Genomic DNA, 24,600 nt, shown 5'->3' with positions numbered 1-24,600 from the left:
CGTCGTACCCTTCCGAAGGCCATGGGCACCGCACGTCCCGCGGCAAGGCCCATGGATCTCAACCGATTTGATGCCGTCACACTTGTTCGCCGCAGTTCTCACGCCATCCACAGAGGAGAACCATCACCCGACGCCGCCCCCACTGCGCGCCGGCCTGTCGCGCGCCGGATCGGCCTGCGTCGCGCTGATGCTGGGTGCTACATTGGTTGGCTGCGCCGTCGGGCCCGATTATGCGGGGCCGCCCGGGCTGGACATGCCGTCGCATTGGAGCGCGCGACCCACGTCCCGGCGACAAGCCGGCACGCTGGATCGCTGGTGGCAGCGGCTGCGCGACCCCCTGCTCAACCGGCTGATCGAACAGGCGGTCGATGCCAACCCCGATGTCGCCAAGGCCAAGGCGGTCGTGCGCGAGGCGCGCGCAACGGTGCAACAGACCGGCGCCGGCCTGTTTCCCTCCGTCAGCGGCTCGGCCTCGGTGACCAACAACAAGACCAGCGCGGGCTCCGCCTCGGCCGTCGTCGACACAGCACCCTACAAGCTGCACCAGGCGAGTTTCGATTCGAGCTGGGAGCTCGACTTGTTCGGCGGCACGCAACGGAGCATCGAGGCAGCGGTGCGTGGGCAGCAATCGGCAGAGGAGGATCTGCGCGACAGCCTCGTCACGCTGATCGGCGACGTTGCCGCCTATTACGTGGAGGCGCGCGGCTACCAGGCGCGGATCGCGCTGGCGCAGCGAACATCGGTCTCGATGCGCGACACCGAAAAGCTCACCCGCAGCAAATACGAAGCCGGCAGCGGCAACGCCGTCGATCTCGCCAAGGCGACTGCACAAGCGGCGAGCACGGAGGCGAACGTTCCGACCTATCAGGCGGCGCTTGCGGCCGGCATTCACCGGCTCGGCATCCTGCTCGGGCGACCGCCCGACGGCGTCGCTTCGCTGATGGCACGGTCCGCGCCCGTGCCTGCACCGCGCATGCCGCTGCCGACGGGCCTGCCGGCCGATCTCCTCATGAGTCGCCCCGACGTCGCCAGCGCCGAGCGCAAGCTCGCCCAGGCCACCGCCAAGATCGGCGCGGCCGAGGCCGACCGCTATCCTGCGGTGTCGCTGACCGGCTCGGTCGGCACCTCTGCGCTGCGCGCCGGCGATCTCGCAAAATATTCCAACGTGAGCTGGTCGGTGGGCCCCTCGGTCACGGTGCCGGTGTTCGACGCGGGCAAGCGCCTGGCGACCGTCAAGATCGCCGAGGCGCAACGCGACCAGGCGTTCGCGACGTTCCATTCGACCCTGCTCACCGCCCTTGAAGACGTCGAGAACGCGCTGGTGTCGATTTCGCAGGAGCGCGTCCGCGGGGTCAAGCTGGCCGAGGCAGCAAAGAACTACCGGGAGGCCGCCCGGCTGTCGCGATCGCTGTTCGAGACCGGCAGCGCCAGCTTCATCGACGTGCTGGACGCCGAACGCTCGCTCTACTCGGCTGAGGATTCGCTGATCCAGAGCAAGGTGTCCGCGGCCAAGGATTACATTTCGCTCGCGAAGGCGCTCGGTGGCGGCTGGTTCGATCCGGTCGATACGTCGACGCCGATCATCGTGGACACCAATACAGGACCACACTTCCGGGAGACGGCGAAGTGACTGATATCATCACCGCCAAGCGCGTGAAGATTGCCGCCGCGGTGGTTGCCGTCGTGGCAACCGGGGTGGTGGCCGCCATGCGCTCTCCGGGGACGTCGAGCAAGGCACAGTCCTATATCACTGCGCCGGTCACCGTCAACGATCTGCGCGAGGAGGTGCTCGCCAGCGGCACGCTCAAGCCGGCACGCCTGACTGCCGTCGGCGCGCAGGTGTCGGGCCGGATCACCGCCCTCAATGTCCGCGTCGGCGACACGGTCAAGGCCGGCGACGTCATCGCCCAGATCGACCCCGTCACCAAGCAGAACGATCTGCGCAGTTCGGAAGCTTCGCTCAAGAACTACCGCGCTCAGAAACTCGAGAAGGAAGCCGCGTTGGTGCTGGCGGAAGCCAACCTCGCGCGACAGCAGGCGACACTGGCGCAGCGTGCCACCTCGCGCAGCGATTTCGACAGCGCGGATTCGACGGTGCGGCAGACCCGCGCCCAGATTGCCGCGCTCGAAGCTCTGATCGTGGGAGCCGAAGCCAGCGTCGAGACGGCGCGGGTCAACCTCGACTACACCAGGATCACCGCGCCCATCGACGGCACGGTGCTCGCCACCGTGGTGCAGGAGGGACAGACGGTCAACGCGGTGCAGTCCGCTCCGACCATCGTCGTGCTCGGCCAGCTCGAAACCATGACGGTGCGGGCGGAGATTTCCGAGGCCGACATCGTCAAGGTCAGGCCGGGCCAGGCGCTGTATTTCACCATCCTCGGCGACCAGGACCATCGCTACGAGGCCAGGCTGGAGCAGATCGAGCCGGCGCCCGAATCGATCAAGAGCGACGCCAGCTTCTCTTCGACCACCACCTCGAGCTCGAGCACGAGTTCGAGTTCGTCGAGCTCCACCAGCACCGCCATCTACTACATCGGCGTCTTCAACGTCCCCAACAGGGATCTTTCGCTGCGGACCTACATGACCGCCGAGGTGCACATCATTACCGGTGAGGCCAAGCGCGTGAAGGTCATCCCCGCGCTCGCGCTGATGCGAAAATCCGACGGCCGCAGCACCGTCCGCACCCTCGATGCGTCGGGTGACGTGCGCGAGCGCGAGGTCAAGACCGGCCTCAATGACCGCACCACGGTCGAGATCAGGTCCGGCCTCGACGAGGGCGACCGGGTCGTCACCGGAGAAGCCAGCGAGCAGACCGCATCGCCCAGCATGCCCGGCGGCCCGCCGGGAGGTCCCTGAGATGGCCGATCCGATCATCGCCCTCGAGAACGTCAGGCGGGAATTTGCGGCCGGTGACACGCGCGTGGTTGCGCTCGACGATCTGTCGCTGAGTATCCAGCCCGGCGAGATGGTGGCGATCATCGGCTCGTCCGGATCCGGCAAATCGACGCTGCTCAACATTCTTGGCTGCCTCGATCGCCCGACCTCCGGCACATATCGTGTCGCCGGCAAGAACGCCTCCGAACTCGACGCAGACGAGCTGGCGGCGCTGCGGCGCGAGCATTTCGGCTTCATCTTCCAGCGCTATCATTTGCTCGGCGACCTCTCCGCCGCCGAGAACGTCGAGATCCCGGCGATCTATGCCGGGATGAAGGCGCGGGAGCGCCGCACGCGCGCAGAGCAGCTGCTCGCAAGGCTTGGTGTGGACGACCGGCGCGGCCACCGCCCGAACCAGCTGTCGGGCGGCCAGCAGCAGCGCGTCTCGATCGCACGGGCACTGATCAACGGCGCCGAAGTCATCCTGGCGGACGAGCCGACCGGCGCGCTCGACCGGCGCAGCGGCGAGGAGGTCCTGAAGATCCTGAAGGAGCTGCACGGCGAGGGACGGACGATCATCATCGTTACCCACGATGCCGACGTCGCCGCGCGGGCCGAGCGCATCATCGAGCTGCGCGACGGCAGGATCGTTTCCGATCGCCGCACCGAGACCGCAGGCGCATCGGCACCGCCTGTCGCGGCGGCTCGGGCCCCTTGGGATAGCGGCCCCGGCTGGCCCCGCGCGCTGCGGCGCCTGCGGGAAGCCACGCGGATGGCGCTGGTGGCGATGGCCGCGCACCGGCTGCGCGCCTTCCTGACCATGCTCGGAATCATCATCGGCATCGCGGCAGTGTCCTCCGTTGTTGCGCTCGGCAACGCCTCACAGCGCAAGGTGCTGTCGGACATTTCGAGTCTCGGCACCAACACGATCGAGGTGTTTCCGGGCAAGGACTTTGGCGACGCGCGCGCCGGCAAGATCAAGACGCTCGTGCTCGGCGATGCCCGCGCGCTCGGCCAGCAGAGCTTCATTGCCGGGGTCACACCGACGGTCTCGACCAGCACGACGGTGCGCTACCGCGGCAACGAATCGAACGTGCTGGTCAACGGTGTCGGCGAGAGCTATTTCCAGGTCAAGGGCGCCAAGCTGGCGAAAGGCCGCCTGTTCGACTCCGACGCGGTGCGCAACATCGAACGGCAAGCCGTCATCGACGACAACACCCGCAAGACCTTCTTCGCCGACGACCAGACCTCGGGGATCGGCCGCGTCATCTGGCTCGGCAAGGTGCCCTGCCGCATCGTCGGCGTCATCGCCCAGCAGCAGGGCGGCTTCGGCTCGAACCAGAACCTTTCGGTCTATCTTCCCTACACCACGGTACAGGCGCAGTTCACGGGCGACCGCTCGCTTCGCAGCATCCTGCTCCGGATCAGCGACGAGATTTCGACCACGCTGGCCCAGGACGCGGTCACCACGCTGCTGACGCAGCGGCACAACGTCAAGGATTTCGTCATCCTCAATACCGACGACATCCGCCGCACCATCACCAGCACGACGCAGACCCTGGCGTTCCTCGTGGCGGCGATCGCGGTGATCTCGCTGGTCGTCGGCGGCATCGGCGTGATGAACATCATGCTGGTGTCCGTCTCCGAGCGAATCAACGAGATCGGCGTGCGCATGGCGGTCGGCGCCAGACGCAGCGACATCCTCCAGCAGTTCCTGGTGGAGGCGACCTTGATCTCGTCCATCGGCGGCATCGCCGGCATCCTCGTCGCGATCCTGCTCGGGACGCTGGTCAACATGGCGATGCCCGGATTCCAAGTCAGCTATTCGCTGTTCTCGATCGGCGCGGCATTCCTGACCTCGACCGGGATCGGGGTGGCCTTCGGTTTCTTCCCCGCCCGCCGCGCCGCCTTCCTGGACCCCGTGGTGGCGTTGAGCCGTGACTGACCGTAGGATTGCAGACATGACCGTAGTTCTTCGGGCGAGACAATCGTCCGCAAATCGATCAACGATCGGCAGCCCCGATGCGATCTCAAACATGACCAACGGCACCCAGAACATCCTGATCGTCGAGGACGACCGACAGACCCGCGACCTCATCGCGCGCTATCTGCGCGAGCATTCGTTCGAGGTCCACCTGGTCACGAACGGCAGGGAGATGGACCGGCATCTCTCGCAAAACCGGGTGGACCTGATCGTGCTCGACCTGATGCTGCCGGGCGAGGACGGTCTGAGCCTCTGCCGCCGCGTGCGCATGGAATCCATGACGCCGATCATCATCCTCACCGCGAAGGGCGAGGATCTCGACCGGATCCTCGGTCTCGAGATGGGCGCCGACGACTATCTGCCGAAGCCGTTCAACCCGCGCGAGCTTCTCGCCAGGATCAACGCTGTGCTGCGCCGACAGGCGAGCGGCCGTGCCGCCGCCGGCGCGGCGACACGCCTGAAATTCCTGGGCTGGATCATCGATCTTCGTTTGCGGGAGTTGCGCGATCCCGAGGGCGCGCAAGTGCCGCTGACCAGCGCCGAGTTCGATCTGCTGCAGGCTTTCTGCGAACGAGCCGGACGCATCCTCACCCGCGACAATCTCCTGAGCATGACGCGCGGCCGGCCCGGAGGCAGCTTCGGCCGCAGCATCGACGTGCTGGTCAGCCGGTTGCGCCGCAAGCTCGATCGCACCCAGGACACGTCCGTGATCAAGACCGTCCGCACCGGCGGCTACATCTTCACGCCGGTGGTGGAGGAAGCATGAGACGCGCCGCCGACATCGTCGCGCTGTTCAGCTTCAGGCGTATCAGCGGCCAGATCGCGGCCTTGGTTCTGGGATCACTGATCCTGATCCATTTTCTGGTTGCCGGATACTTTCTGCTCAGCCGGCCGAACGTTCTGACGGACAGCCCCCTGAAGCAGTTCGAGCTGATTGCGAGGATCATCGTCAATACGCCGCAGGGAGAGCGAGATGTCGTTCTCGAAAACGCCAGCCGGACCTTTCCGGCGCTGAAGCTGCAGTTGAGAAGGGATGTTTCCGCCTCCACCGCTCCATTGCCGGAGCGGACGCGCATGGCCACCCCCTCGACTATCGGAGGCCCGGTCGATCTCATTCGCGGTTCCACACCGGAAGACAATCGCCTCTGGTTCTATCTGGCAAACGGCGACGTGCTCGAGGCGACGATCGGGACATTCAAGATGCCTGACTTCGTGAGCGGCCTCTGGACGAGCACGCTCCTGTTCCTGGTGGCAAGCGTGACGCTGCTCGGCATCTGGGCCGGCCGCGCGCTCAGTTCACCCCTGTCGGCCTTCGCGCGCGCGGCGGAGGACTTCAGCTTGAATCGCTCGTCCGAGCCGTTGCCTGAAAACGGCCCGGAGGAAATCCGATCCGCGGCGAGAGCACTCAACCGGATGCGCGAACGCGTTACCGCACTGATGAACGATAGAACTCGAATGTTGGCCGCCATCAGCCACGACCTGCGCACCCCGATCACGCGCCTGCGGCTGCGCTCGGAGTACATCGAGGATCCAGCACAGCGTACCCAGACCGTACGCGACCTCGATCAGATGCAGTCGATGCTGGAGTCGGTGCTCTCGCTGCTGCGCAGTGAAAGCGCTGCCAGACCGACACTGGTCGACGTTGCCGCGCTGCTCCAGATGGTTTGCGACCAGTTCTCCGATAGCGGCTACGCGGTGCACTATCTCGGTCCGGACAGAGCCGCGTTCATCGTCCGGCCGGACGAGATCATCCGCGCGGTCACAAACCTGGTCGAAAACGCCACGCGCTTCGGAACCGAAGTCGGCGTCGAGCTCCTGATCTCCGGCAACCAGATCGTCATCGACGTCGTCGACGACGGCCCTGGAATACCCGATGAGAGGAAGGCGGCGATGCTGGAACCCTTCGTGCGAGGAGAGGAAGCCCGCACCATGGACGAAACGGCGGGATTTGGCCTCGGCCTCTCGATCACGCAGGCGATCGTGACCGCGCATGACGGAAGGCTGCTGCTGCTCGACAACGAACCGAGGGGTCTTCGCGTCCGCCTGCTGCTTTCCAATGCGGGCCGTAGCCACGATTGAAGCAGAGGTGGCCCCTCTCCTTCGAAAACCATGGCAATAGGCGAAGCCTGGCTATGTTGCGTATTGGTGCGGAAGCGGATGCGTCAAGCAAAGCCACGCTGGCATTACGAGCCATCGGTTCGATGCCTGCCGCGAGGGGAACGTTAGCGTTCTTTTTCCTCGTATGTCGCTGATTTCAATTTTGTTTCAATTGAGTTGGAGGCGCCTGACCGCCTGACCTGCAGCGTTCAATCCGCGTAGTCGTCACGTGCTCCTGCGAGGAACCCGTGATGCCCTCCGAGAACGAGATGTCAAGGATAATCGTTATGCAGGGCGACATCAGACCATCGTTGCGTGCTTCCAGGCACCGGCTTCCAGTTCTCCTCGTTCTGGCAGTTGTTGCCTTTGGACCCTCGTCGGGAGCGGACGCATCGGACCGCAGATCCGCAAGACAAGGAGACCCGATCGGCCAGTTCGATGCGCGGTTTGTGTCCCTCGGCATAGGTAAATCGATCGTCATCGACCTTCCACGTGATGTAAAGGACGTGCTGGTCGCGGATCCCAAGATAGCAAACGTGGTGCTGCGATCGACACAGCGCGCCTACATCATCGGCGCCGCTGTTGGGCAAACCAACGTCGTGTTCTTTGATACTGTCGGCCAGTCGATCGTCGCCTACGACATCGCCGTCAAGCGCGACCTGAACGGTGTTCGTGCCGCATTGAAGCAGGCGCTTCCCACCGCCAAAATCCAGATCGACGGAGTCGGCGATGGCGTAATCCTGACCGGCACCGTCGCCACACCCCTCGAAGCCCAGCAGGCCAACGATATTGCTGCACGCCTCACGGGAGCGGCCGACAAGGTCGTCAACTCGATCGCGGTTCGGGGCCGCGACCAGGTCATGTTGAAGGTGACGGTCGCCGAGATTTCACGCGAGATCGTAAAGCAGCTTGGCGTGGATCTCAGCACGAGCCTCAGCTCAGGCACATCGGTTGTGAGCCTGACGAACTCGAATCCATTCACAGCTTACGGCAAGAATCTTGTCGATGGCAACAGCGTGGCTCTGTCAGCCGGTGGAACGACGGCCACGTTGAGGGCAATGGAGAAGGCGGGTATCGTACGCACGTTGGCGGAACCTACGCTGACGGCGATATCGGGAGAGGCCGCCACCTTTGTTTCCGGTGGGGAGTTTCCTGTTCCCGCCGGGTATTCTTGCGACCCCACAACCCATGTGTGCACGACCCAAATCAACTTCAAGAAGTTCGGAATGTCGTTGAGCTTCACGCCGGTTGTGCTGGCGGAAGGCCGCATCAGCTTGCACTTGATGACCGAGGTGTCGGACCTCTCGAACGAGAATTCGATCACCTTGTCCCAGGCGGTGAGCGACAACACGACCAACTCTCTGACGGTTCCATCCATCAAGACGCGGCGAGCCGAGAGCACGCTCGAGATCCCGTCGGGCGGGTCCATGGCAATCGCCGGCCTGATTCAAGACCAGACAAAGCGAGCCGTGAATGGAATGCCCGGGCTGATGCAGGTGCCGCTGTTGGGTGCGCTCTTCAGGAGTCAGGACTTCGTCAACAACCAGACCGAACTCGTCGTCCTCGTGACGCCTTACCTCGTTCGCGCCGTGAGTCCGAGAGAACTGTCGCGGCCGGACGACGGCTTTGTCGGGCCGGGCGACCCGCAAGCCACTCTCATCGGCAACATCAATCGCCTTTATGGCCGAACAGGATCAACAGGAGCCCGTCGCGGTGATATCGGCTTCATCACCGATTGATGCATTCCCGCCGCGCGCCGGCAACGTTCAGGTAATCTCTGCAACATCCATAAACATGCTCGGCGATATCCCGCCGTTGTTCGGGCATAGGAACGGACCGAGGCTTTACGGATCAGGATTGGCGAAATGCTCTTTGAATTCTTGGTCTTGCGCATGGGCTTTGGTGCGGCCTGCCTCGCCCTCGTCGGAATCAGCCCCGTACGAATGAGAACGCTGTTAATCATTCTCGGCATCGTTCCGCCAGCAATGCGTAAGGCCCGCCGTTCACAAATTGCGACCCGAGAGAGGTGCCAGCATATGTGCTATCGCCGCCCGCGAGCCAGTTCGCAATTTGATTTCCGCTTGTGTCCTTGACCGGCGTTAGCGCCAAACCCGCTGCGGTCAAGTTCAGGTAGCAAAGCTGGGACGGTTGACCCGGGCAGCTTTGGATCTGCTGATTGCCGACGACGTGATTTTCAGAAGAGCGAAACGTGTTGAACTTGCCGCCCAATACAACGTATCCTTGAGCGCCGTGCGTGAAGCGCTCGCGCGGCTAGCTGCGGAAGGCCTGTTGGACTGGGAGGACCACCGTGGCTATCGCGTCGCATCTATTTCGGCGGACGATCTGATCGACCTGACCCAGACGCGCATCGATCTGGAGAGTCTCGCTTTGCGCCGAGCCATTGCGCGTGGCGACGACACCTGGAAGAAGAAAGTGAGCGATGCGCTCACGGCGCTTCTGGAGAGAAGGAAACGCACCGAAACGATCAGAGGCGACATAGCCTTCATGCTGATTATCACGGAGCCTTGTTCGAACCCTGCGGATCCCTGTGGCTGCTCCGCCTGGGGGGCATGCTGTTTGAGCGCGCAGCAAGGTACCGACTTCTATCGCCCAACTACTCGAAGATGCGTGGCGAAGTAGATAAGGAGCACGTGCAATTGTATCGTGCCGCAGTCGAGGAGCGCCGACAAGGCCTGCAAGATTCTGGTTCGACACATACGAGCCACCACAAAAACTCTTCTTGACGTGGCGCCTTCTTCGAAAGTGGCTCGCGAGCTCCGCACTAACAAAAAGAAGCGTGCCGCAAAAGCATTGCCATCCCTGGTGCGGTAGAACCCAGCACACACCGCTTTCGCGATGCACCGTATCGTTCAAACATTCATAGACTTGCTCGCGGCAGCCAACTAAAGATTCCGCGGATTTTTCGGATGCGATGACGGTCACCGCAAAGGCCCGCCATTGACGATCGCTGTGCCTGGTGGCACGCGCCCAAATTGTCCGACTCGTCGCACGGCGTACGACCATCAAAAGCGTCGCACGAGACCCGTTCTGTTCTGCCGAGGAATTAAAAAAAGCCCTTGCGGGCCAATCCCTTGAGGGTGGTGGGCGCACCAGGGCTCGAACCTGGGACCCGCTGATTAAGAGTCAGCTGCTCTACCAACTGAGCTATGCGCCCGAAAGGCGGCTAAAGCCTTGCGAGGCCGGTCGTTTAGCAAAGCGATCCGGGTCTGGCAAGCGATCCGGTGAAGGTTTTCCAAGGGTTTGCCGAAGCCTCTTCCGCGGGACGTAAAAAGCGAAAAGCCGCTGGATTCCAGCGGCTTCACCAGGGTTAATGGCCGGAAACCCGATCCGCTCAGAGCCGGCCCTCGCGGTCCCGGTCCGGACCGCCGTCGCGGTCGAAACGGTCATGGTGGAAGTGGTCCATGCCGCGTTCCATCATGCGGTCCATGCCCCGCTCCATGCGCTCCATGAAATGGCGGTGCCGCGGCCCATCCTCGCCGCCGCCGAACGGGCCGCGGTGGCGGGTCAGCACCGCGAGGCGCCGCTTCTGGCCCTCGTCCAGGGTCTTGTAGAGCGGATCGGCGGCATCGGCGATCTTCTTCAGGGCGGCGGAGCTGGCGCCCATGTCCTCGGCGCGCTGGCGCAGGCGGGCGATCGGATCCTCGGGCCTGTCGGCATCGCCCGGCCCGGCATTCATCCGCGCGTTGGCGCGATCGATGCGCAGCTTGGCGAACTCCCGCACGGCGGTCTCGACCGGCGGCCACAGCTTCTCCTGATCGGCGTTGAGCTTCAGCCCGGCATGGACGGCAGCGATCCGCGCGTCGACGAAGGCGGCGCGGTCCTCGGGGTTCATGCGCATGTGGCGGACGTGCTCCATCCACGGGCGATGATATTGGGCATAGACCGCGCCCGAGCCGGCGATGCTGAGCACGGCGATGGCTGCGATGGTGAATTTCCTCATACGAACCTCCTCTGGAAGGATGCCCGAGGATGAGCGCGGCGCGGCTGACGCGCAACTTACAACTTGGACAGGGAGCGCGTTGTTACGAAGATGTAACGGCCGATTTTACCTCCAGCCGCGATCGGAAATCATTCGCAACAAAAAGGCTTCCGTGCGGACCGCACGGAAGCCTTTTCATCATTCATCGTCCGTCAGGATCAGTTCGTCGTGCTCTTCGCTTCCTTCTGGAACTCGTCGATCAGCGACTGGCCGACGCGGGTCGCGGCGTCCTTGTAGACCGGCTCCATCGCCTTGCGCATCGCCTCGTCCTGCTCCGGCGTGAGCTTGATGATCTCGCTCTTGCCGCTCTTCTTGATCTCGGCGAGCGCGTCGTCGTTCTCCTTCTGCGACTGCGTGTTGCTGAAGGCGGTCGCCTCCTTCATCGCCTTGGAAAGCTGGTCGCGGATGTCGGCCGGCAGATCGTCCCAGAACTTCTTGTTCACGATCACGACGTAGCCGATGTAGCCGTGGTTGGTCTCGGTGATGTACTTCTGCACCTCGTGCATCTTCTGGGTATAGATGTTCGACCAGGTGTTCTCCTGGCCGTCGACGACGCCGGTCTGGAGCGCCTGGTAGACTTCCGAGAACGCCATCACCTGCGGCAACGAGCCGAGCGCCTTGAACTGGGCCTGGATCACGCGCGAGGACTGGATGCGGAATTTGACGCCCTGATAGTCGGCGGGCGTGATCAGCTTCTTGTTGGCGCTCATCTGCTTGAAGCCGTTGTCCCAATAGGCAAGGCCGGTGATGCCCTTGGCATCCAGCAGCTTGAGCAGCTTCGTGCCGAGCGGGCCTTCCGTCACCTTCCGCAGCGTCTTCAGGTCAGGCAGGATGTAGGGCAGATCGAACACCTCGAACTCGCGAATGCCGAGCGGCCCGAACTTGGAGTTGGACGGAGCCAGCATCTGCACGCTGCCGAGCTGGAGCGCCTCGAGCTCTTCCTTGTCCTTGTACAGCGTCGAATTCGGGTAGACCTCGACCTTGACCTTGCCGCCGGTGTATTTCTCGGCGAGCTCCTTGAACTTCTCAGCCCCCTTGCCCTTCGGCGTGTCGGTGGCGACGACGTGGCTGAACTTGATGACGATGGGTGATTGGGCCAGTGCCGGCCCGGTCAGGCCAAGTGCCAATGCCGCGATGGACGCGGCGATCGCGAAGGTGCGCATAATCTCTCCCTGGTGTTATTTGGGCCGCCCGGCATGCCGAGCGGCCTTTCTTCATGCCGGCTGTATCAATACAGGCCGCCGGCTTACGCCGCTATTGGCCCTTAGCAGGGCAGGCATTCATGGTGAATACCGCACGCACGCCCACACTCCCTCTTCCGCTTGCGGGAGAGGTTGGGGAGAGGGTGTTTCGGCAACGGGACATTCCCCGTGGGGAAAGAACCCTCACCCACCACGCTTCGCGCGTCGGCCTCTCCCGCAAGCGGGAGAGGCGAAGCCAACGGCGTCAGCTCGCCGCCGCCGTCGTCACCGTGTCGCGCTGACGCTTCATGACGATCTTGTTAAGCGCGCCGAGATAGGCCTTGGCCGAAGCCACCAGCGTATCCGGATCCGCAGCGCGCGCGGTCATCGAACGTCCCTCCTGCGACAGCCGCACCGACACCTCGGCCTGCGCGTCGGTGCCTTCGGTCACCGCATGCACCTGATACAGCTCCAGCTTCGCCTCGTGCGGCACCAGGCGCTTGATGCAGTTGAACACCGCGTCGACGGGACCGTTGCCCTCGGCCTCCTCGATCCTGATCTGGCCGTCGACGTCGAGCTTCATGGTCGCGCGCTGCGGACCATGGGTGCCGGCGATCACCGTCAGCGAGGTCAGCTTGATGCGGTCGTGCGAGGCCGCCATCTCCTCGTCGACCAGCGCCTCGATATCCTCGTCGTAGATGTCCTTCTTGCGGTCGGCCAGCGCCTTCATCCGCGTGAACGCATCTTCCAGCTGGTTGGGGCCGAGCTTGTAGCCCATCTCCTCCAGCTTGTGCACGAAGGCATGACGGCCGGAGTGCTTGCCGAGCACCAGCGAGGACTGCTTCAGGCCGACCATCTCCGGCCGCATGATCTCGTAGGTGGAGGCGTCCTTCAGCACGCCGTCCTGGTGGATGCCGCTCTCATGCGCGAAGGCATTCCGGCCGACGATGGCCTTGTTGTACTGGACGGGAAACGAGGTCGCCGCCGATACCAGCTTCGAGGCGCGAGTCAGCTGCGTGGTGTCGATCTTGTTCCAGTAGGGGAATTTGTCGTTGCGCACGTTGATCGCCATCACGATCTCTTCGAGCGCGGCGTTGCCGGCGCGCTCGCCGATGCCGTTGATGGTGCACTCGACCTGGCGCGCGCCGCCGACGATGCCGGCCAGCGAGTTCGCGACCGCCATGCCGAGATCGTTGTGGCAGTGCACGGAGAACACCGCCTTGTCCGAGTTCGGTACGCGCTCGATCAGCGTCTTCATGAAGTGGGTGTATTCCTCCGGCACCGTGTAGCCGACGGTGTCGGGAATGTTCACCGTGGTGGCGCCGGCCTTGATGACGGCCTCGACGATGCGGCACAAAAAGTCCATCTCGCTGCGGGTGCCGTCTTCCGCCGACCATTCGACGTCGTCGATCTGGTTGCGGGCGCGCGCGACCATGGCGACCGAGGTCTCGATCACCTGCTCCGGGGTCTTGTTCAACTTCACCCGCATATGCAGCGGCGAGGTCGCGATCACGGTGTGGACGCGGCCGCGCTTGGCGAATTTCACCGCCTCGGCGCAGCGGTCGATGTCGGCCGGATGCGCGCGCGAGAGGCCGGCGATGACCGCGTTCTTGGAGCGGCGGGCGATCTCGCTGACGGCCTGGAAGTCGCCTTCGGAGGTGATCGGGAAGCCGGCCTCGATGACGTCGACGCCCATATCGTCCAGCAGCTCCGCAACCTCGAGCTTCTCCTCGAAGGTCATGGTGGCACCGGGGCACTGCTCGCCGTCGCGCAGCGTGGTGTCGAAAATGATGACGCGGTCCTTGTCGGACTTGTTCTGGGTGGCCATTACGAAATTTCCTTTTGAGCGTTTGCGCCGTTCAGACCGATTTGTCCCTTGGCGCTTGAGGTGTCCGGTGATCTCGACCAACCCCTGAGCGCCCAGGCGCGTGGCGCCCAGCCGGCCCTCAGGGGCAAGTAAGAAGGAGGCCGCCAATAAGGAGGGTGGGCAGCAACGCGGCCGGGATCGTGGCGGCGGCCCGAGCCGTCTCCCCCGAAATCCCCTCGATTTGGCCGCGAATCAGCATTGCCGGACCCTTTTGAGCCACAAATCCTCGGCCAAAACCGTTGAAGGTTCGTTGCCGGAAGGCTCAGTACGGCCCGTTTCTAGACGAAAAACGGCTGTAACTGCAACGCCAAAAGATGGTCAGCATGTTTGACCTAGCAGGCCCACATGGCCCGAGGCGGCTATCCCGCGCCGGTGCGGCGGGCACGGGCCCTGCTCTCCCAGCGGTCCAGCATCTGGCCGAGCTCGCCGGTCGGCACGGGTGCAGCGGTGCCGGCTTTCGCAAGCTCGTTGGTATTGGCCGGCGCGTTCGCATGGAGCCAATCTGGTTCGGCGGCGTATTCGCGCCAGCGGCGTGCCTCCGCACGCCTTTTGCGGGAGACGTAGTCGCGCGCGAAATAGCCGGCCGCAAATGCGATCGCGAGGATGAAGACCAGGACGACAATCTGCACAATGAGCTCCGGTTTTATCCCGTCAGCCTCTCATCCAAAACGCACTCGAAGGTGACGAAATTGCGACCCGCCATCGCGTCGTGGTTTCGATTCCACCTCTCGCAACCGACACCGGACCGGACTAACCTTCGACCGCTCGGCCGGATCAACCGGCCAGTGAACATGATCGGGAGAACGCGATGACACGCCAGGAGGCTCGTGACCACGAGCAGCGTGACCAGCACGCTGCGCTTTCACGACGAACGCTTGTCCGGGGACTTACGCTGGGCGCCGCTGCGACCGCGATCGGAGCCGGCCCCGCGCTGGCCCAGACCGGGCCCGCCGCACCGCCGACCACCATCACAAGCCCGCCGCGCGATTTCGGCCCGGGCGGCGCGCCGACGACTTATTTCTGGGACCCCGACATCATCGCGGTCGATCCCTCCTTCAACGATCTCGCGCAGCCCAACACCGCGATCAAGCGTCTGTACACCGGACTGCTCTGGGCCGAAGGCCCGGCGTGGAGCGCGCAGGGCCGCTATCTCTTGTGGAGCGACATTCCCAACAACCGGCAGATGCGCTGGAGCGAGGACGACGGCCGCGTCAGCGTATTCCGCTCGCCCTCCAACAATTCCAACGGCAACTCGTTCGACTTCCAGGGCCGCCAGCTCTCCTGCGAGCACCTGACGCGCCGGGTCACGCGCTACGAGCATGACGGCACCGCCACGGTGCTGGCCGACTCCTATCAGGGCAAGAAGCTGAACTCGCCGAACGACATCGCGGCGCATCCCGATGGCAGCTACTGGTTCACCGATCCGCCCTATGGCGGCCAGCTCTACGAGGGCGAGCCCGACGTCGCGGGCGGCCCGAGCAATGCGGGCGGCAAGCTCAATCCGCGGATCGGTCAGCCGGCCGGCTTCGTGCCGGGCAAGCGCGAGCTGCCGACCAATTGCTATCGCATCGATCCCTCCGGCCGCACCGACCTCGTCGTCACCGAGGACCAGGTGCCCGACCCGAACGGGCTCTGCTTCTCGCCCGACTACAAGAAGCTCTACATCGCCTCGACCGGCAAGGGACCGGGCGACACCGGGCCCGGCGGCAAGGGCGAGATCTTCGTGTTCGACGTCGGCAGCGACAACAAGCTGTCGAACCTGAAGAAGTTCAGCGATTGCGTGATCGACGGTGTGAAGTGCGGACCGGATGGCCTGCGCTGCGACGTCAACGGCAACCTCTGGGCCTCCAGCAATGCCGGCCGCTCCGTCGGCTACAGCGGCGTGACCGTGTGGTCGCCCGAAGGCAAGCTGCTCGGCCGCATCCGCCTGCCGGAAGTCTGCGGCAACGTCTGCTTCGGCGGTCCGAAACGCAATCGTCTTTTCATGGCCGCCAGCCAATCACTCTATGCAGTGTACACGGCGACGCAAGGCGCGGGCCCGGGTTGAGCGAGGCGACCAATGTCGACCACACGGCGCCGGCGTGCCACGCCGGCGCCGAATTCTTCGACAGTTCTTTCGATGCAAAAAGGATCGTCAGGGCAGAGACCGTTGTGATCTGCGCCGGCGTGATCGGGGCCTGTATCGCGTGGTTCCTTCTCCGCCGCGGCATCGACGTCATCGTGGTGTAACGGACCGAGGTGGCGGCGGCCGCCTCGGGCAAGGCCGGCGGCTTCGCGGCGCATGGATAAGCCTGCCCGCTGTCTATGGCCAACGCCCAAGCATCGTGTACGACACGACCTCTCACCATTCGATCCCGCTCGATCCGTCTCTGCTGCGCGCGCTGACGTACATGCATGGGAGCCGCCGAAATCTGCATGACTGCGCTGCTCTCTCTATTTGCGCCGCGCCAGACTCAATCCGCCTCGCGCAATCCTGAACGCAGTTTCACTTGCCGAGACTGCGGTCGCCGGTATAGTCGCGCTCCAATAGCTCACGAGAAGCTTGTTCAAGGAGAGAAACAACATGAAGAAAAGACTCTCTGTTGCGTTGCGAATTCGCTCAACACCGCCCTGATCGGCGCGAAGGACGTCGTCAGAACTGACGTCGGTCTCCCGAACATCATCCAGCCTACCCGCGAACTGATCGGACCGCATCCGGGCCTTGCACGGACGGCTTTCTGCATGCGGTTCACGCAGCACCTTTCCTTCAAGCGGCAGCCAGATTGCCCGGCAAATCAGCAATGCGAGCATTCCAGATTCTGATCGATGGCTTTGCCATCAGCGCTCTCTACGCTCTCGGCGCCACCGGTTTCACCCTGATCTTCGGCGTCTCCGGCGTACTCAACCTCTCCCACGGTGCCATCATGGTAGCAGCAGCGGTCGCGGCCTGGGCTGCAGCCAGCATGCTTGGTGTCGGCACCTATGCCGGCGCGCTGATCGGCGTCGCTGTCGCGCTTCTCACTGCATTTGCCACGTATTTCGCGGTCGTGAAGCCGATCCAGGATTCGCGGCGCATCCCCAATGAGGAGAAGGAGATCTTCGTCCTCACCGGCACGCTGCTCTGGGGCATCATGATCCAGGAGCTGATCGCCTACTTCTTCACCAACAACGCCAAGACTGTGCTGCCGATCGTCGAGGGCGTGGTCGAGATCCTCGGCGTCCGCACGCCACGAAACGAGATTTTCACGGCAATCGTGTGCTGTCTCGTGATTGCGCTGCTATGGCTATTGGTGAACCGCACCCGCACCGGCAAGGCGGTGCTGGCGGCTTCCATGAACCCGCGCGGCGTCACCCTGCTCGGGCTCGAGCTTACCAACATCTACATCGTGGTCTGGGCGATCTACGGCATCTTGGCCGGCATCGCCGGTGTACTGCTCGGAATGTTCCTGGGTGTCAGCTCCTACAGCGTCGGACCGCTGACCGCGAGCGCATTCTCGATCGTCGTGCTCGGCGGCCTCGGGAGCGTCTCCGGCTCGCTGATTGCGGCCTTCGTGGTCGGCTATCTCGAGACTCTGACGGCCTATCTGGTCTCGCCCGCCTACCGCACCATCCCGGCACTGCTGCTGCTCGTGTTCGTGATGTACATCCGGCCCCAGGGCCTGCTGGGGAGACGCTGAGATGTCCACCTTCTTCACCTCGCGCCTGTTCTTCATCTCGCTCGCGCTCGTCGTCATCGCGGCAACCTTGCCGCTCTACGTCTCCGGCTATGTGCTCGGCCTGCTCACCGTCGCCTTCTATTTCGGCGTGTTCGCGATGGCCTGGGACCTTCTGTTCGGTTTTGCCGGCGAGGTGAACTTTGGGCCCACCTTCCTGATCGGCGTCGGCGCCTACACCGCCGGAATCCTGAATGCGCAGTTGGGCTGGTCGGTTTATGCCTGCATCGTGCTCGGCGCGCTCGCCTCGGTCATCGCCGGTCTCCTGCTGGCGCTGCCTGCGCTGCGCGTGCGCGGGCCCTATTTCGGCCTGACCACCCTGGTCGCGGTGCTGATGCTGCAGAATTTCATCGTGGTGTTTGCCGATCTCACCGGCGGCGAGATCGGCCTCACCATCCCCGACGTCATCAGCATCAATGCCGGCACCAACTACTGGATCGCACTCGGCTTCATGACGATCTCCGCGGCCATCCTCTACGGCCTGTCGCAATCGCCGATCGGCCTCGTGCTGCAGGCCAGCGGCCAGGATCCGGTGCAGGCCGGCGCGCTCGGCTTCAACATCGTCAAGCACAAGCTCGCCGCCTTCGTCGTCAGCGCGTTCTTCTCGGGCCTGTCGGGTGCTCTGCTGGTGTTCTATTTCGGCACCGCCTCGGTCGGCACCGTCGTCGACGTCGCGGTCGGCGTGAACGTGATCGTCGCTGCCGTGCTCGGCGGCCGCCGCACGGTGCTGGGCGCCGCACTCGGCGCGATCTTCCTGATCGTCGCCGGCGAATTCCTGAGGCCGACCGGTGAGCTCGCGACCTTCATCGTCTCGGCGGTCGCGCTTCTCGTCGTGCTGTTCTTTCCCGGCGGCTTCCTCGGAGCGGCCCTCTCGCGCGAGGCCCGCACGTGATGGATATGAGGCTTTCAAACCGGGCCGTGCTCGAAGTCCGCGGCCTGACCAAACGATTTGGTGGCCTGACGGCGGTGAAGAACCTCGGCTTCGAGGTCAATGGCGGCGAGATCTTCGGCCTGATCGGGCCGAACGGCTCGGGCAAGTCGACGGCGATGAAGACCGTAATGGGAATCGAACGCCCGACATCGGGCGAGGTGATCTTTGAGGGCGAGAACGTCGCCGGCCTGCCCGCGCATAAGATCGCGCGCAAGGGCTTTGGCATGGTGTTCCAGCACTCGCGGCCGCTGAACCGGCAAACGGTGCTGGAGAACATCCTGGTCGCGCTGCTGCCGGACAGCCTGTTCATGCTGTTCCCGGACAAGGCGCTGGTCGAACGCGCCGAATGGATCGCCGAGCGCGTCGGGCTCGGCAATGTGATGAACCGCCGCCCGCCGACGTTGCCCTTCGCCGACCTCCGCCGGCTCGAGCTCGCCAAGGCGATCGCGCGTGATCCAAAGGTCGTGCTGGTGGACGAGCCCTTCGCCGGGCTGACGCGCGCCGAGGTCGAGATGTTCTCCAACCTGATCCGCAGCTTCCGCGACGAGGGCCGCGCGGTGATGCTGGTCGACCACAACGTCAAGAGCGTGGCCGCTCTCGTCGATCGGGTGCTCGCGATGTATCTCGGCGAGGAGATCGTCACCGGCAGGGCTGACGAGGTCATGAAGAATGCGACCGTGCGCCGGGTCTATCTCGGCGGCGCCATCGAGACCCATGCGCGGCCCGAGACCAGCTTCAAGGACAAGGTCCCGCTGCTCCAGGTCGAGAATGTCAGCGTGTTCTACGGCAAAGCCCAGGCGCTGGAGAACGTCTCGATCCACGTCCACGAGGGCGAGTTCGTTTCCGTGGTCGGCCTCAACGGCGCCGGCAAGACGACGCTGTTCAACACCATCTCAGGCTTCCTGCCTTATAGCGGCGAGATCGTGCGCGGTGGCGAGAAGCTGCGCGGGACCAGCCCGGCGAAGATCGCGCGCAGCGGCCTCGTTCAGTGTCCGGAATCGCGCGAGCTGTTCGGCGAGATGAGCGTTCGCGAAAACCTCGACCTCGGCGGCCAGCATCTCTCCGACGAGAAGCGCGCCGCACAGCTTGCCTGGCTGTTCGAGCTGTTCCCGATCCTGAAGGAGCGCCAGGGCCAGCTCGCGCAAACTCTGTCCGGCGGCGAGCAGCAAATGCTCGCCATTGGCCGCGCGCTGATGATGCAGCCGCAGATCCTGATCCTGGATGAGCCGACGCTGGGCCTTGCCCCCGTCATTCTCGAGTTACTCTCCAAGGCGCTGACGAAGCTGCGGCAGACCACGGCTATCACGGTGCTGCTGGGCGAGCAGAACGTGACCTTCGCGCTGCCACATGCCGACCGCGTCTATGTGCTGGAGCATGCAAGGATCGTCTGGGAGGGAGATCCCGGTCGCTTCGCGGCGGAGGCCGGCGCCGATTTTCTTTGAGTGCGTCAACATCAACAAGAACATGGAAAGGGAAACGACCATGCGACCATCAATTCTCGGCAGCAGCTTGCTCGCCTCCGCGCTGGTGCTGTGCTTCGCCGCACCCGCCTACGCGCAGTCGAACGGTCCGATCAAGATCGGCGTCATCGCCGAGGTGCAGTCGATCGCCGGCGCGGCGACGCCAGGCGGCGCGCAGATCGCGGCCGACGAGATCAATGCCAAGGGCGGCATCCTCGGCCGCAAGGTCGAGATCGTCACCTATGACAACAAGAGCTCGTCGGCAGACTCCGTGCGCGCCTTCCAGCGCGCGGTGAGCGAGGACAAGGTGTCCGCGGTGATCGCAAGCTACATCAGCGAGGTCGTGCTGGCGCTGGAGCCGTGGGCCGCGCGGCTGAAGATGCCCCTGATCACGCCCGGCGCCGCCTCGAACGAGATCACCAAGGCGATCCACAACGACTACGAGAAGAACAAGTACACATTCCATGGCTATCTGACCTCGGCCGCGCAGGCCCAGCTCGTCTGCGACGCGGCCAAGGACCTGCTCGTCGATAAGCTCAAGTTCAAGACCGTCGCGATCATGAGCGAGGACGCGGCCTGGACCAAGCCGCTCGACGTCGGCTACGAGGCCTGCCTGCCCAAGGCGGGTCTCAAGGTCGTCGAGCACGTCCGCTTCTCGCCTGATACCACCGACTTCACGCCGATCTTCAACAACATCGAGAGCAAGAAGCCCGACGTGATCGTAACAGGCATCTCGCATGTCGGCGTGCAGCCGACGGTGCAGTGGAAGAACCAGCAGGTGCCGATCCCGATGTTCGGCATCAGCGCGCAGGCGTTGAGCCCGACCTTCTGGAAGGACACCAATGGCGCCGCCGACGGCATCCCGTCGCTCGCGGTGGCGACACCCGATGTCGCCGTGACCCCGAAGACAAGGCCGTTCGCCGCCGCTTTCAAGGCCAAGTTCGATAGCCCCCCGGCCTATACAGGCTACACCGCCTACGACGAGGTCTACATCATCACCGACGCGATCAAGCGCGCTGGCTCGACCGATCCCGACAAAATGGTCGCCGAACTGGAGAAGACCGACTACGAGGGCACGATCGGCCGGATCCAGTTCTACGGCAAGAACGACGAGTTCACCCACGGCATCAAATCCGGCCCCGGCACCGTCACCGGCCTCGTGTTCCAGTGGCAGGACTCCAAGCAGGTCGTGGTCTGGCCCGAGAGGATCGCCGAAGGCAAGATGAAGTTTCCAAACTTCGTGAAGCTGTCACAGTAGTCGGCTCGCCGATGTCGGGTCCATCGCTTCCCGGGGAGCGGTGGGCCGTTTAGTTGTCTTTCGCAGCTGCGTTGTGGCGGTGCCCATCGACCTTGGGCCATGTTGACTTTCCGCCGCGCCGCTCCCCATACTTCGCAAAAAAATAACAACCAATCATAAGACGGTTTTGAGGGAGGATAGGATGCCGACTTCACGCAGGCAGCTGCTGAAGAGCTCGGCGGCTGCCGCCGCCGCACTCAGCCTCGATTGGACACGGGCCCAGGCGCAAGCCGAGACGCTACGCATCGGCCTGATCTACGACCTCACCGGCCCCTTCGCCGCGGGCGGCTCGGTCGCCTCGTCGATCGGCGCGCAGATCGCGATCGATCTCGTCAACGAGAAAGGCGGTATCGGCGGCAAGACCAAGATTGCTCCGGTCGCCGCGGATTCCCAGAGCAAGCCCGATGTTGCGATCAACGAGGCCGAACGGCTGATCAGCCAGGAGAAGATCGACATCCTCAACGGCGTCTATGCGAGCTCGCATGCGGTGCCGCTCGCGGCCAAGGTCGAGCAGCAGAAGAAGATCCTCTGGATCACGACCGCGGTTTCGACCGCCGTGTTCAAGGACAAGAACCTGCAATACGTGTTTCGCGCGCAGATCCATTCGGATCAGTACGGGCAGGCCTTTGCAAGCTTCATCAACGAGCATGCGAAAGCCAAGCTCGGCATGGACCCGAAGGAGGTCAAGGTCGCGTTGATCCACGAGGATGGGCCCTACGGCGTCGGCGTCGCCACGGCCGACGAAGCCTATGCCAAGCAGGCCGGCATCCCGGTGGTGCTGCGCGAGGGCTATTCGGCATCGGCGCCGGACCTGTCGGTGCTCGTCACGAAGATCAAGCGCGCCAAGGCCGACGTGATCTCGCATGCCGGCTACAACCCTGACATCACCCTGTTCCTGCGCCAGGCGCGCGAGAGCGGCCTGCGTTTCAAGATGCTGTTCGGGGCCGGCGCCGGCTATAGCCAGCTCGACAAGCTGCGCGCCACCTTCGGGGCCGACATCGACAATTTCTGCAACATCGACCCGGTGCCGGCGCAACTGCTCGACTCCGCCAAGCTCGCGCCGGGCATTGGCGATCTGATCAACGCCATGGTCACGCGCTACAAGGCCAAGACCGGTGCGACCGACGTGCCGCCACACTGCTCGATGGGCTTCAACCAGACCTGGGTGCTGCTCAACAACGTGCTGCCGGTCGCCAAGGAGAAGTACGGCAGCTTCGAGCCCGAGGCCATCCGCAAGGCCGCGCTCGACGTCGACATCCCCGCCGGCGGCACCATCCAGGGCTACGGTGTGAAATTCTTCCCGCCGGGCACCCCGCTGTCCGGCCAGAACGAACGCTCGACACCGGTGGTGATGCAGAATGCCGGCGAGCACATCTCCGTGGTGTGGCCGACCAATATCAGGACACAGGACCCGGTGTTCCCGCTGCCGAAGGGCTCGACCTACGGGGCGTGAGGCGCAGGCCGCGACGACGGTGCTGCGCTCCCTCGCCCCGCTTGCGGGGAGAGGGTTGGGGTGAGGGGGAGTCTCCGCAGGGGCGGTGACAGTCGGACTCGCGGACAGTCCCCCTCACCCGGAATCCAAGCTTCGCTTGAATTCCGACCTCTCCCCGCAAGCGGGGCGAGGTGACATTGCCGCTCCGCCGGTGTTTACAGCACCACCCGCCGCCCCTCCTCCGCCGCCCAATAGCCGGCGTAGTTCACCTTGATCGTCTCGTACGCGAGCGCGAGGTCCGACAGCGGCTGCCGTCCGGTCGCAACGCATTCCATGAAGTCCTGGATCTCCTGCAAGTACCCGCGCGTCCATTCCTCCTCGAGGCAGACATATTGCCAGCCGGTCTTGCGGTCGACCTTCTCGGTGATATAGACGCCGGCGAGCTTGTCCTCGCTGGTCTGGTAGCTCATCAGATGGGTGTTCGGGGTGATGTTGGCGAACAGCGAGCCGCCGCTCGTATAGGTCTCGATCAGATTGCGCACGCCGCCCATGATCATGTCGCCGGAGAACACGGTGGCCTTGGTGCCGTCGGAGAAGGTCGCGGTGAGAGTGCCCCAGTCCTCGACGTCGACGGGATTGGCCTTGATGTAGACGCGCTCTTCGGGTTTGAGGCCGGCGGTGACGTTGCCGACGTCGCCGGTGACGCTGGCGACGCGGATGCTCTCGCCGCGCGCCTTCGCTTCGACCTGCTTGAGATAGAGCACGGCCGAGAGCGGATGGCAGCCCATGCGGATCAGCGAGCCGCCGCCGGTCATCGCCCATTGCGCGGCATGGGCGGCGTGCGAGCCGGAATGGCTCTCCTCGCCCTTCATGAACAGGATCTTGTCTTTCGTCGCCTTGATGATCTCCGCGGTCTTGGTCACCGCCGGCGCGTAGATCCAGTCCTCGGCGTACATGAAGAGCTTTCCGGTCCGCTCGATCGCGGCGCGCGTCGCGTCCATCTCTTCCAGCACGCGCTCGTACATCAGCGCCTTCGGCACGTGCTTGCCGATGGGTTGCTCGTCGCCCTCGTGGCCGAAATAGCCGGCGAAGGGCTTTTCGCAGATCACATGCTTGCCGGCCTGCATCGCGCCGACGATCATCCCGGCATGGAGATTGGGCGGCGTGCAGATGTCGATGACGTCGAGATCGGCGTCCGCGACCAGATCGGCGAAGCTGCGATAGACGCGCGGGATGTTGTGTCGAACGGCGAATTCAACGACGTGGTCGCCACGCGCCGCAACCGCTGCGACCTCGACGTCGACTCCATAAACGCGCCGGAACGCATACATGTGCAGCTCCGACACGAAGCCGCAGCCGACGAGCCCTACCCTAATCCTGGCCATGGCGCCCCCTCGCTTTGGGGCGGCACTATAGCGCGCACAGAGGACTATTCCACCGAGACCCTCACCACGCCCGCGCTCATCATGCCGAGCGCGCGGGCGGCCGGCACCGAGAGATCGACGATCCGCCCGCGGATGAAGGGACCGCGATCGTTGACGCGGCATTGGATCGTGCGCCCGCTATAGGACACCTTGAGCACGCTGCCGAACGGGCGCGTGCGATGGGCGCAGGTCAACTCGCCGCCTCTGCCGGCCTTCCCGTATCCGTAATAGGAGGCGAGCCCGCTTTCGGCCTTTGCAACGGACATGAAGGCAAGGGATGAAGTCACGAGACCAAGCAATAAAGTCGGCTGCGCGCGCACGGCACCGCTCCCGGTTGCCCACTGCCCGGAGCTGCAAA

The 24,600-nt window shown here is 64.1% G+C and carries 21 protein-coding genes and 1 tRNA gene; 14 read left to right on the top strand and 8 right to left on the bottom strand.

The window, feature by feature from the left end; all coding sequences use genetic code 11:
• Nucleotides 1-82 precede the first annotated feature (82 nt).
• The 7 genes from IVB23_RS31930 to IVB23_RS31900 all read left to right on the top strand — a co-directional run bounded on the left by IVB23_RS31930 (nt 83) and on the right by IVB23_RS31900 (nt 9,598).
• Complete coding sequence (locus IVB23_RS31930) at nt 83-1,630, top strand: efflux transporter outer membrane subunit (protein WP_346659126.1); 1,548 nt, start codon at nt 83-85, stop codon at nt 1,628-1,630.
• On the top strand, nt 1,627-2,859 hold the full coding sequence (locus tag IVB23_RS31925; protein WP_247801209.1) for an efflux RND transporter periplasmic adaptor subunit: 1,233 nt from the start codon (nt 1,627-1,629) through the stop codon (nt 2,857-2,859). Before IVB23_RS31930 ends, IVB23_RS31925 begins: the two co-directional genes overlap by 4 nt.
• A gap of 1 nt (nt 2,860) precedes the next feature.
• Nucleotides 2,861-4,822 (top strand): MacB family efflux pump subunit, encoded by a 1,962-nt coding sequence (locus IVB23_RS31920; RefSeq protein ID WP_247801208.1) that lies wholly within the window; start codon nt 2,861-2,863, stop codon nt 4,820-4,822.
• A 91-nt stretch (nt 4,823-4,913) separates the two neighbouring features.
• The gene (locus tag IVB23_RS31915; protein WP_197964572.1) at nt 4,914-5,627 is read left to right on the top strand and encodes a response regulator; all 714 of its coding nucleotides are present in this window, start codon (nt 4,914-4,916) and stop codon (nt 5,625-5,627) included.
• A complete protein-coding gene (locus tag IVB23_RS31910) occupies nt 5,624-6,940 on the top strand; it encodes an ATP-binding protein (RefSeq protein ID WP_247801207.1) in 1,317 nt (438 codons plus the stop codon). Before IVB23_RS31915 ends, IVB23_RS31910 begins: the two co-directional genes overlap by 4 nt.
• Before the next feature lie 305 nt (nt 6,941-7,245).
• Nucleotides 7,246-8,697: a type II and III secretion system protein family protein gene (locus tag IVB23_RS31905; RefSeq protein ID WP_247801206.1), complete on the top strand. Its 1,452-nt coding sequence runs from the start codon at nt 7,246-7,248 to the stop codon at nt 8,695-8,697.
• Between the two features lie 424 nt (nt 8,698-9,121).
• Nucleotides 9,122-9,598: a GntR family transcriptional regulator gene (locus IVB23_RS31900; RefSeq protein ID WP_247801205.1), complete on the top strand. Its 477-nt coding sequence runs from the start codon at nt 9,122-9,124 to the stop codon at nt 9,596-9,598.
• Between the two features lie 459 nt (nt 9,599-10,057).
• On the opposite strand, the gene IVB23_RS31895 is transcribed toward IVB23_RS31900, so the two are convergent.
• The 5 genes from IVB23_RS31895 to IVB23_RS31875 form a co-directional block, all read right to left on the bottom strand.
• Nucleotides 10,058-10,133 (bottom strand) — tRNA-Lys (locus IVB23_RS31895).
• 177 nt (nt 10,134-10,310) lie between these two features.
• Nucleotides 10,311-10,919, bottom strand: coding sequence for a Spy/CpxP family protein refolding chaperone (locus IVB23_RS31890; protein WP_061879266.1), 609 nt, complete (start codon nt 10,917-10,919; stop codon nt 10,311-10,313).
• A 197-nt stretch (nt 10,920-11,116) separates the two neighbouring features.
• Nucleotides 11,117-12,121, bottom strand: coding sequence for a TRAP transporter substrate-binding protein (locus tag IVB23_RS31885; RefSeq protein WP_197967830.1), 1,005 nt, complete (start codon nt 12,119-12,121; stop codon nt 11,117-11,119).
• Between the two features lie 283 nt (nt 12,122-12,404).
• Nucleotides 12,405-13,967, bottom strand: a complete 1,563-nt coding sequence (locus IVB23_RS31880) for a 2-isopropylmalate synthase (RefSeq protein ID WP_061879268.1) — start codon at nt 13,965-13,967, stop codon at nt 12,405-12,407.
• A gap of 398 nt (nt 13,968-14,365) precedes the next feature.
• Nucleotides 14,366-14,638: a hypothetical protein gene (locus IVB23_RS31875; RefSeq protein WP_061879269.1), complete on the bottom strand. Its 273-nt coding sequence runs from the start codon at nt 14,636-14,638 to the stop codon at nt 14,366-14,368.
• Between the two features lie 176 nt (nt 14,639-14,814).
• On the opposite strand from IVB23_RS31875, the gene IVB23_RS31870 reads away from it, so the two are divergent.
• A complete protein-coding gene (locus IVB23_RS31870) occupies nt 14,815-16,053 on the top strand; it encodes an SMP-30/gluconolactonase/LRE family protein (RefSeq protein ID WP_247801204.1) in 1,239 nt (412 codons plus the stop codon).
• Complete coding sequence (locus tag IVB23_RS31865) at nt 16,050-16,235, top strand: hypothetical protein (protein ID WP_247801203.1); 186 nt, start codon at nt 16,050-16,052, stop codon at nt 16,233-16,235. Before IVB23_RS31870 ends, IVB23_RS31865 begins: the two co-directional genes overlap by 4 nt.
• Before the next feature lie 204 nt (nt 16,236-16,439).
• Here the strand turns inward: IVB23_RS31865 and IVB23_RS31860 are convergent, their stop codons facing one another.
• Complete coding sequence (locus IVB23_RS31860) at nt 16,440-16,796, bottom strand: hypothetical protein (protein WP_197967831.1); 357 nt, start codon at nt 16,794-16,796, stop codon at nt 16,440-16,442.
• Here IVB23_RS31860 and IVB23_RS31855 point away from each other — a divergent pair.
• The 5 genes from IVB23_RS31855 to IVB23_RS31835 all read left to right on the top strand — a co-directional run bounded on the left by IVB23_RS31855 (nt 16,787) and on the right by IVB23_RS31835 (nt 22,839).
• On the top strand, nt 16,787-17,662 hold the full coding sequence (locus tag IVB23_RS31855) for a branched-chain amino acid ABC transporter permease (protein ID WP_061879272.1): 876 nt from the start codon (nt 16,787-16,789) through the stop codon (nt 17,660-17,662). The genes IVB23_RS31860 and IVB23_RS31855 overlap by 10 nt on opposite strands.
• Nucleotide 17,663: 1 nt before the next feature.
• On the top strand, nt 17,664-18,590 hold the full coding sequence (locus IVB23_RS31850; protein WP_247801202.1) for a branched-chain amino acid ABC transporter permease: 927 nt from the start codon (nt 17,664-17,666) through the stop codon (nt 18,588-18,590).
• Nucleotides 18,590-20,071: an ATP-binding cassette domain-containing protein gene (locus IVB23_RS31845; RefSeq protein WP_247801201.1), complete on the top strand. Its 1,482-nt coding sequence runs from the start codon at nt 18,590-18,592 to the stop codon at nt 20,069-20,071. Before IVB23_RS31850 ends, IVB23_RS31845 begins: the two co-directional genes overlap by 1 nt.
• Nucleotides 20,072-20,111: 40 nt before the next feature.
• Entirely contained in the window at nt 20,112-21,347 is a 1,236-nt protein-coding gene (locus IVB23_RS31840; protein WP_247801200.1) for an ABC transporter substrate-binding protein, read from the top strand.
• A 181-nt stretch (nt 21,348-21,528) separates the two neighbouring features.
• Complete coding sequence (locus tag IVB23_RS31835) at nt 21,529-22,839, top strand: ABC transporter substrate-binding protein (RefSeq protein ID WP_247801199.1); 1,311 nt, start codon at nt 21,529-21,531, stop codon at nt 22,837-22,839.
• A gap of 194 nt (nt 22,840-23,033) precedes the next feature.
• Here the strand turns inward: IVB23_RS31835 and IVB23_RS31830 are convergent, their stop codons facing one another.
• Both IVB23_RS31830 and IVB23_RS31825 read right to left on the bottom strand, forming a co-directional pair.
• Nucleotides 23,034-24,203 (bottom strand): Gfo/Idh/MocA family oxidoreductase, encoded by a 1,170-nt coding sequence (locus IVB23_RS31830; protein WP_247801198.1) that lies wholly within the window; start codon nt 24,201-24,203, stop codon nt 23,034-23,036.
• Between the two features lie 44 nt (nt 24,204-24,247).
• Entirely contained in the window at nt 24,248-24,562 is a 315-nt protein-coding gene (locus IVB23_RS31825; RefSeq protein WP_061879275.1) for a septal ring lytic transglycosylase RlpA family protein, read from the bottom strand.
• Nucleotides 24,563-24,600 lie beyond the last annotated feature (38 nt).

It is taken from the genome of Bradyrhizobium sp. 191 (assembly GCF_023100985.1).
GTDB lineage: Bacteria > Pseudomonadota > Alphaproteobacteria > Rhizobiales > Xanthobacteraceae > Bradyrhizobium > Bradyrhizobium diversitatis.
This window is presented reverse-complemented; position numbering and strand designations above follow the sequence as displayed.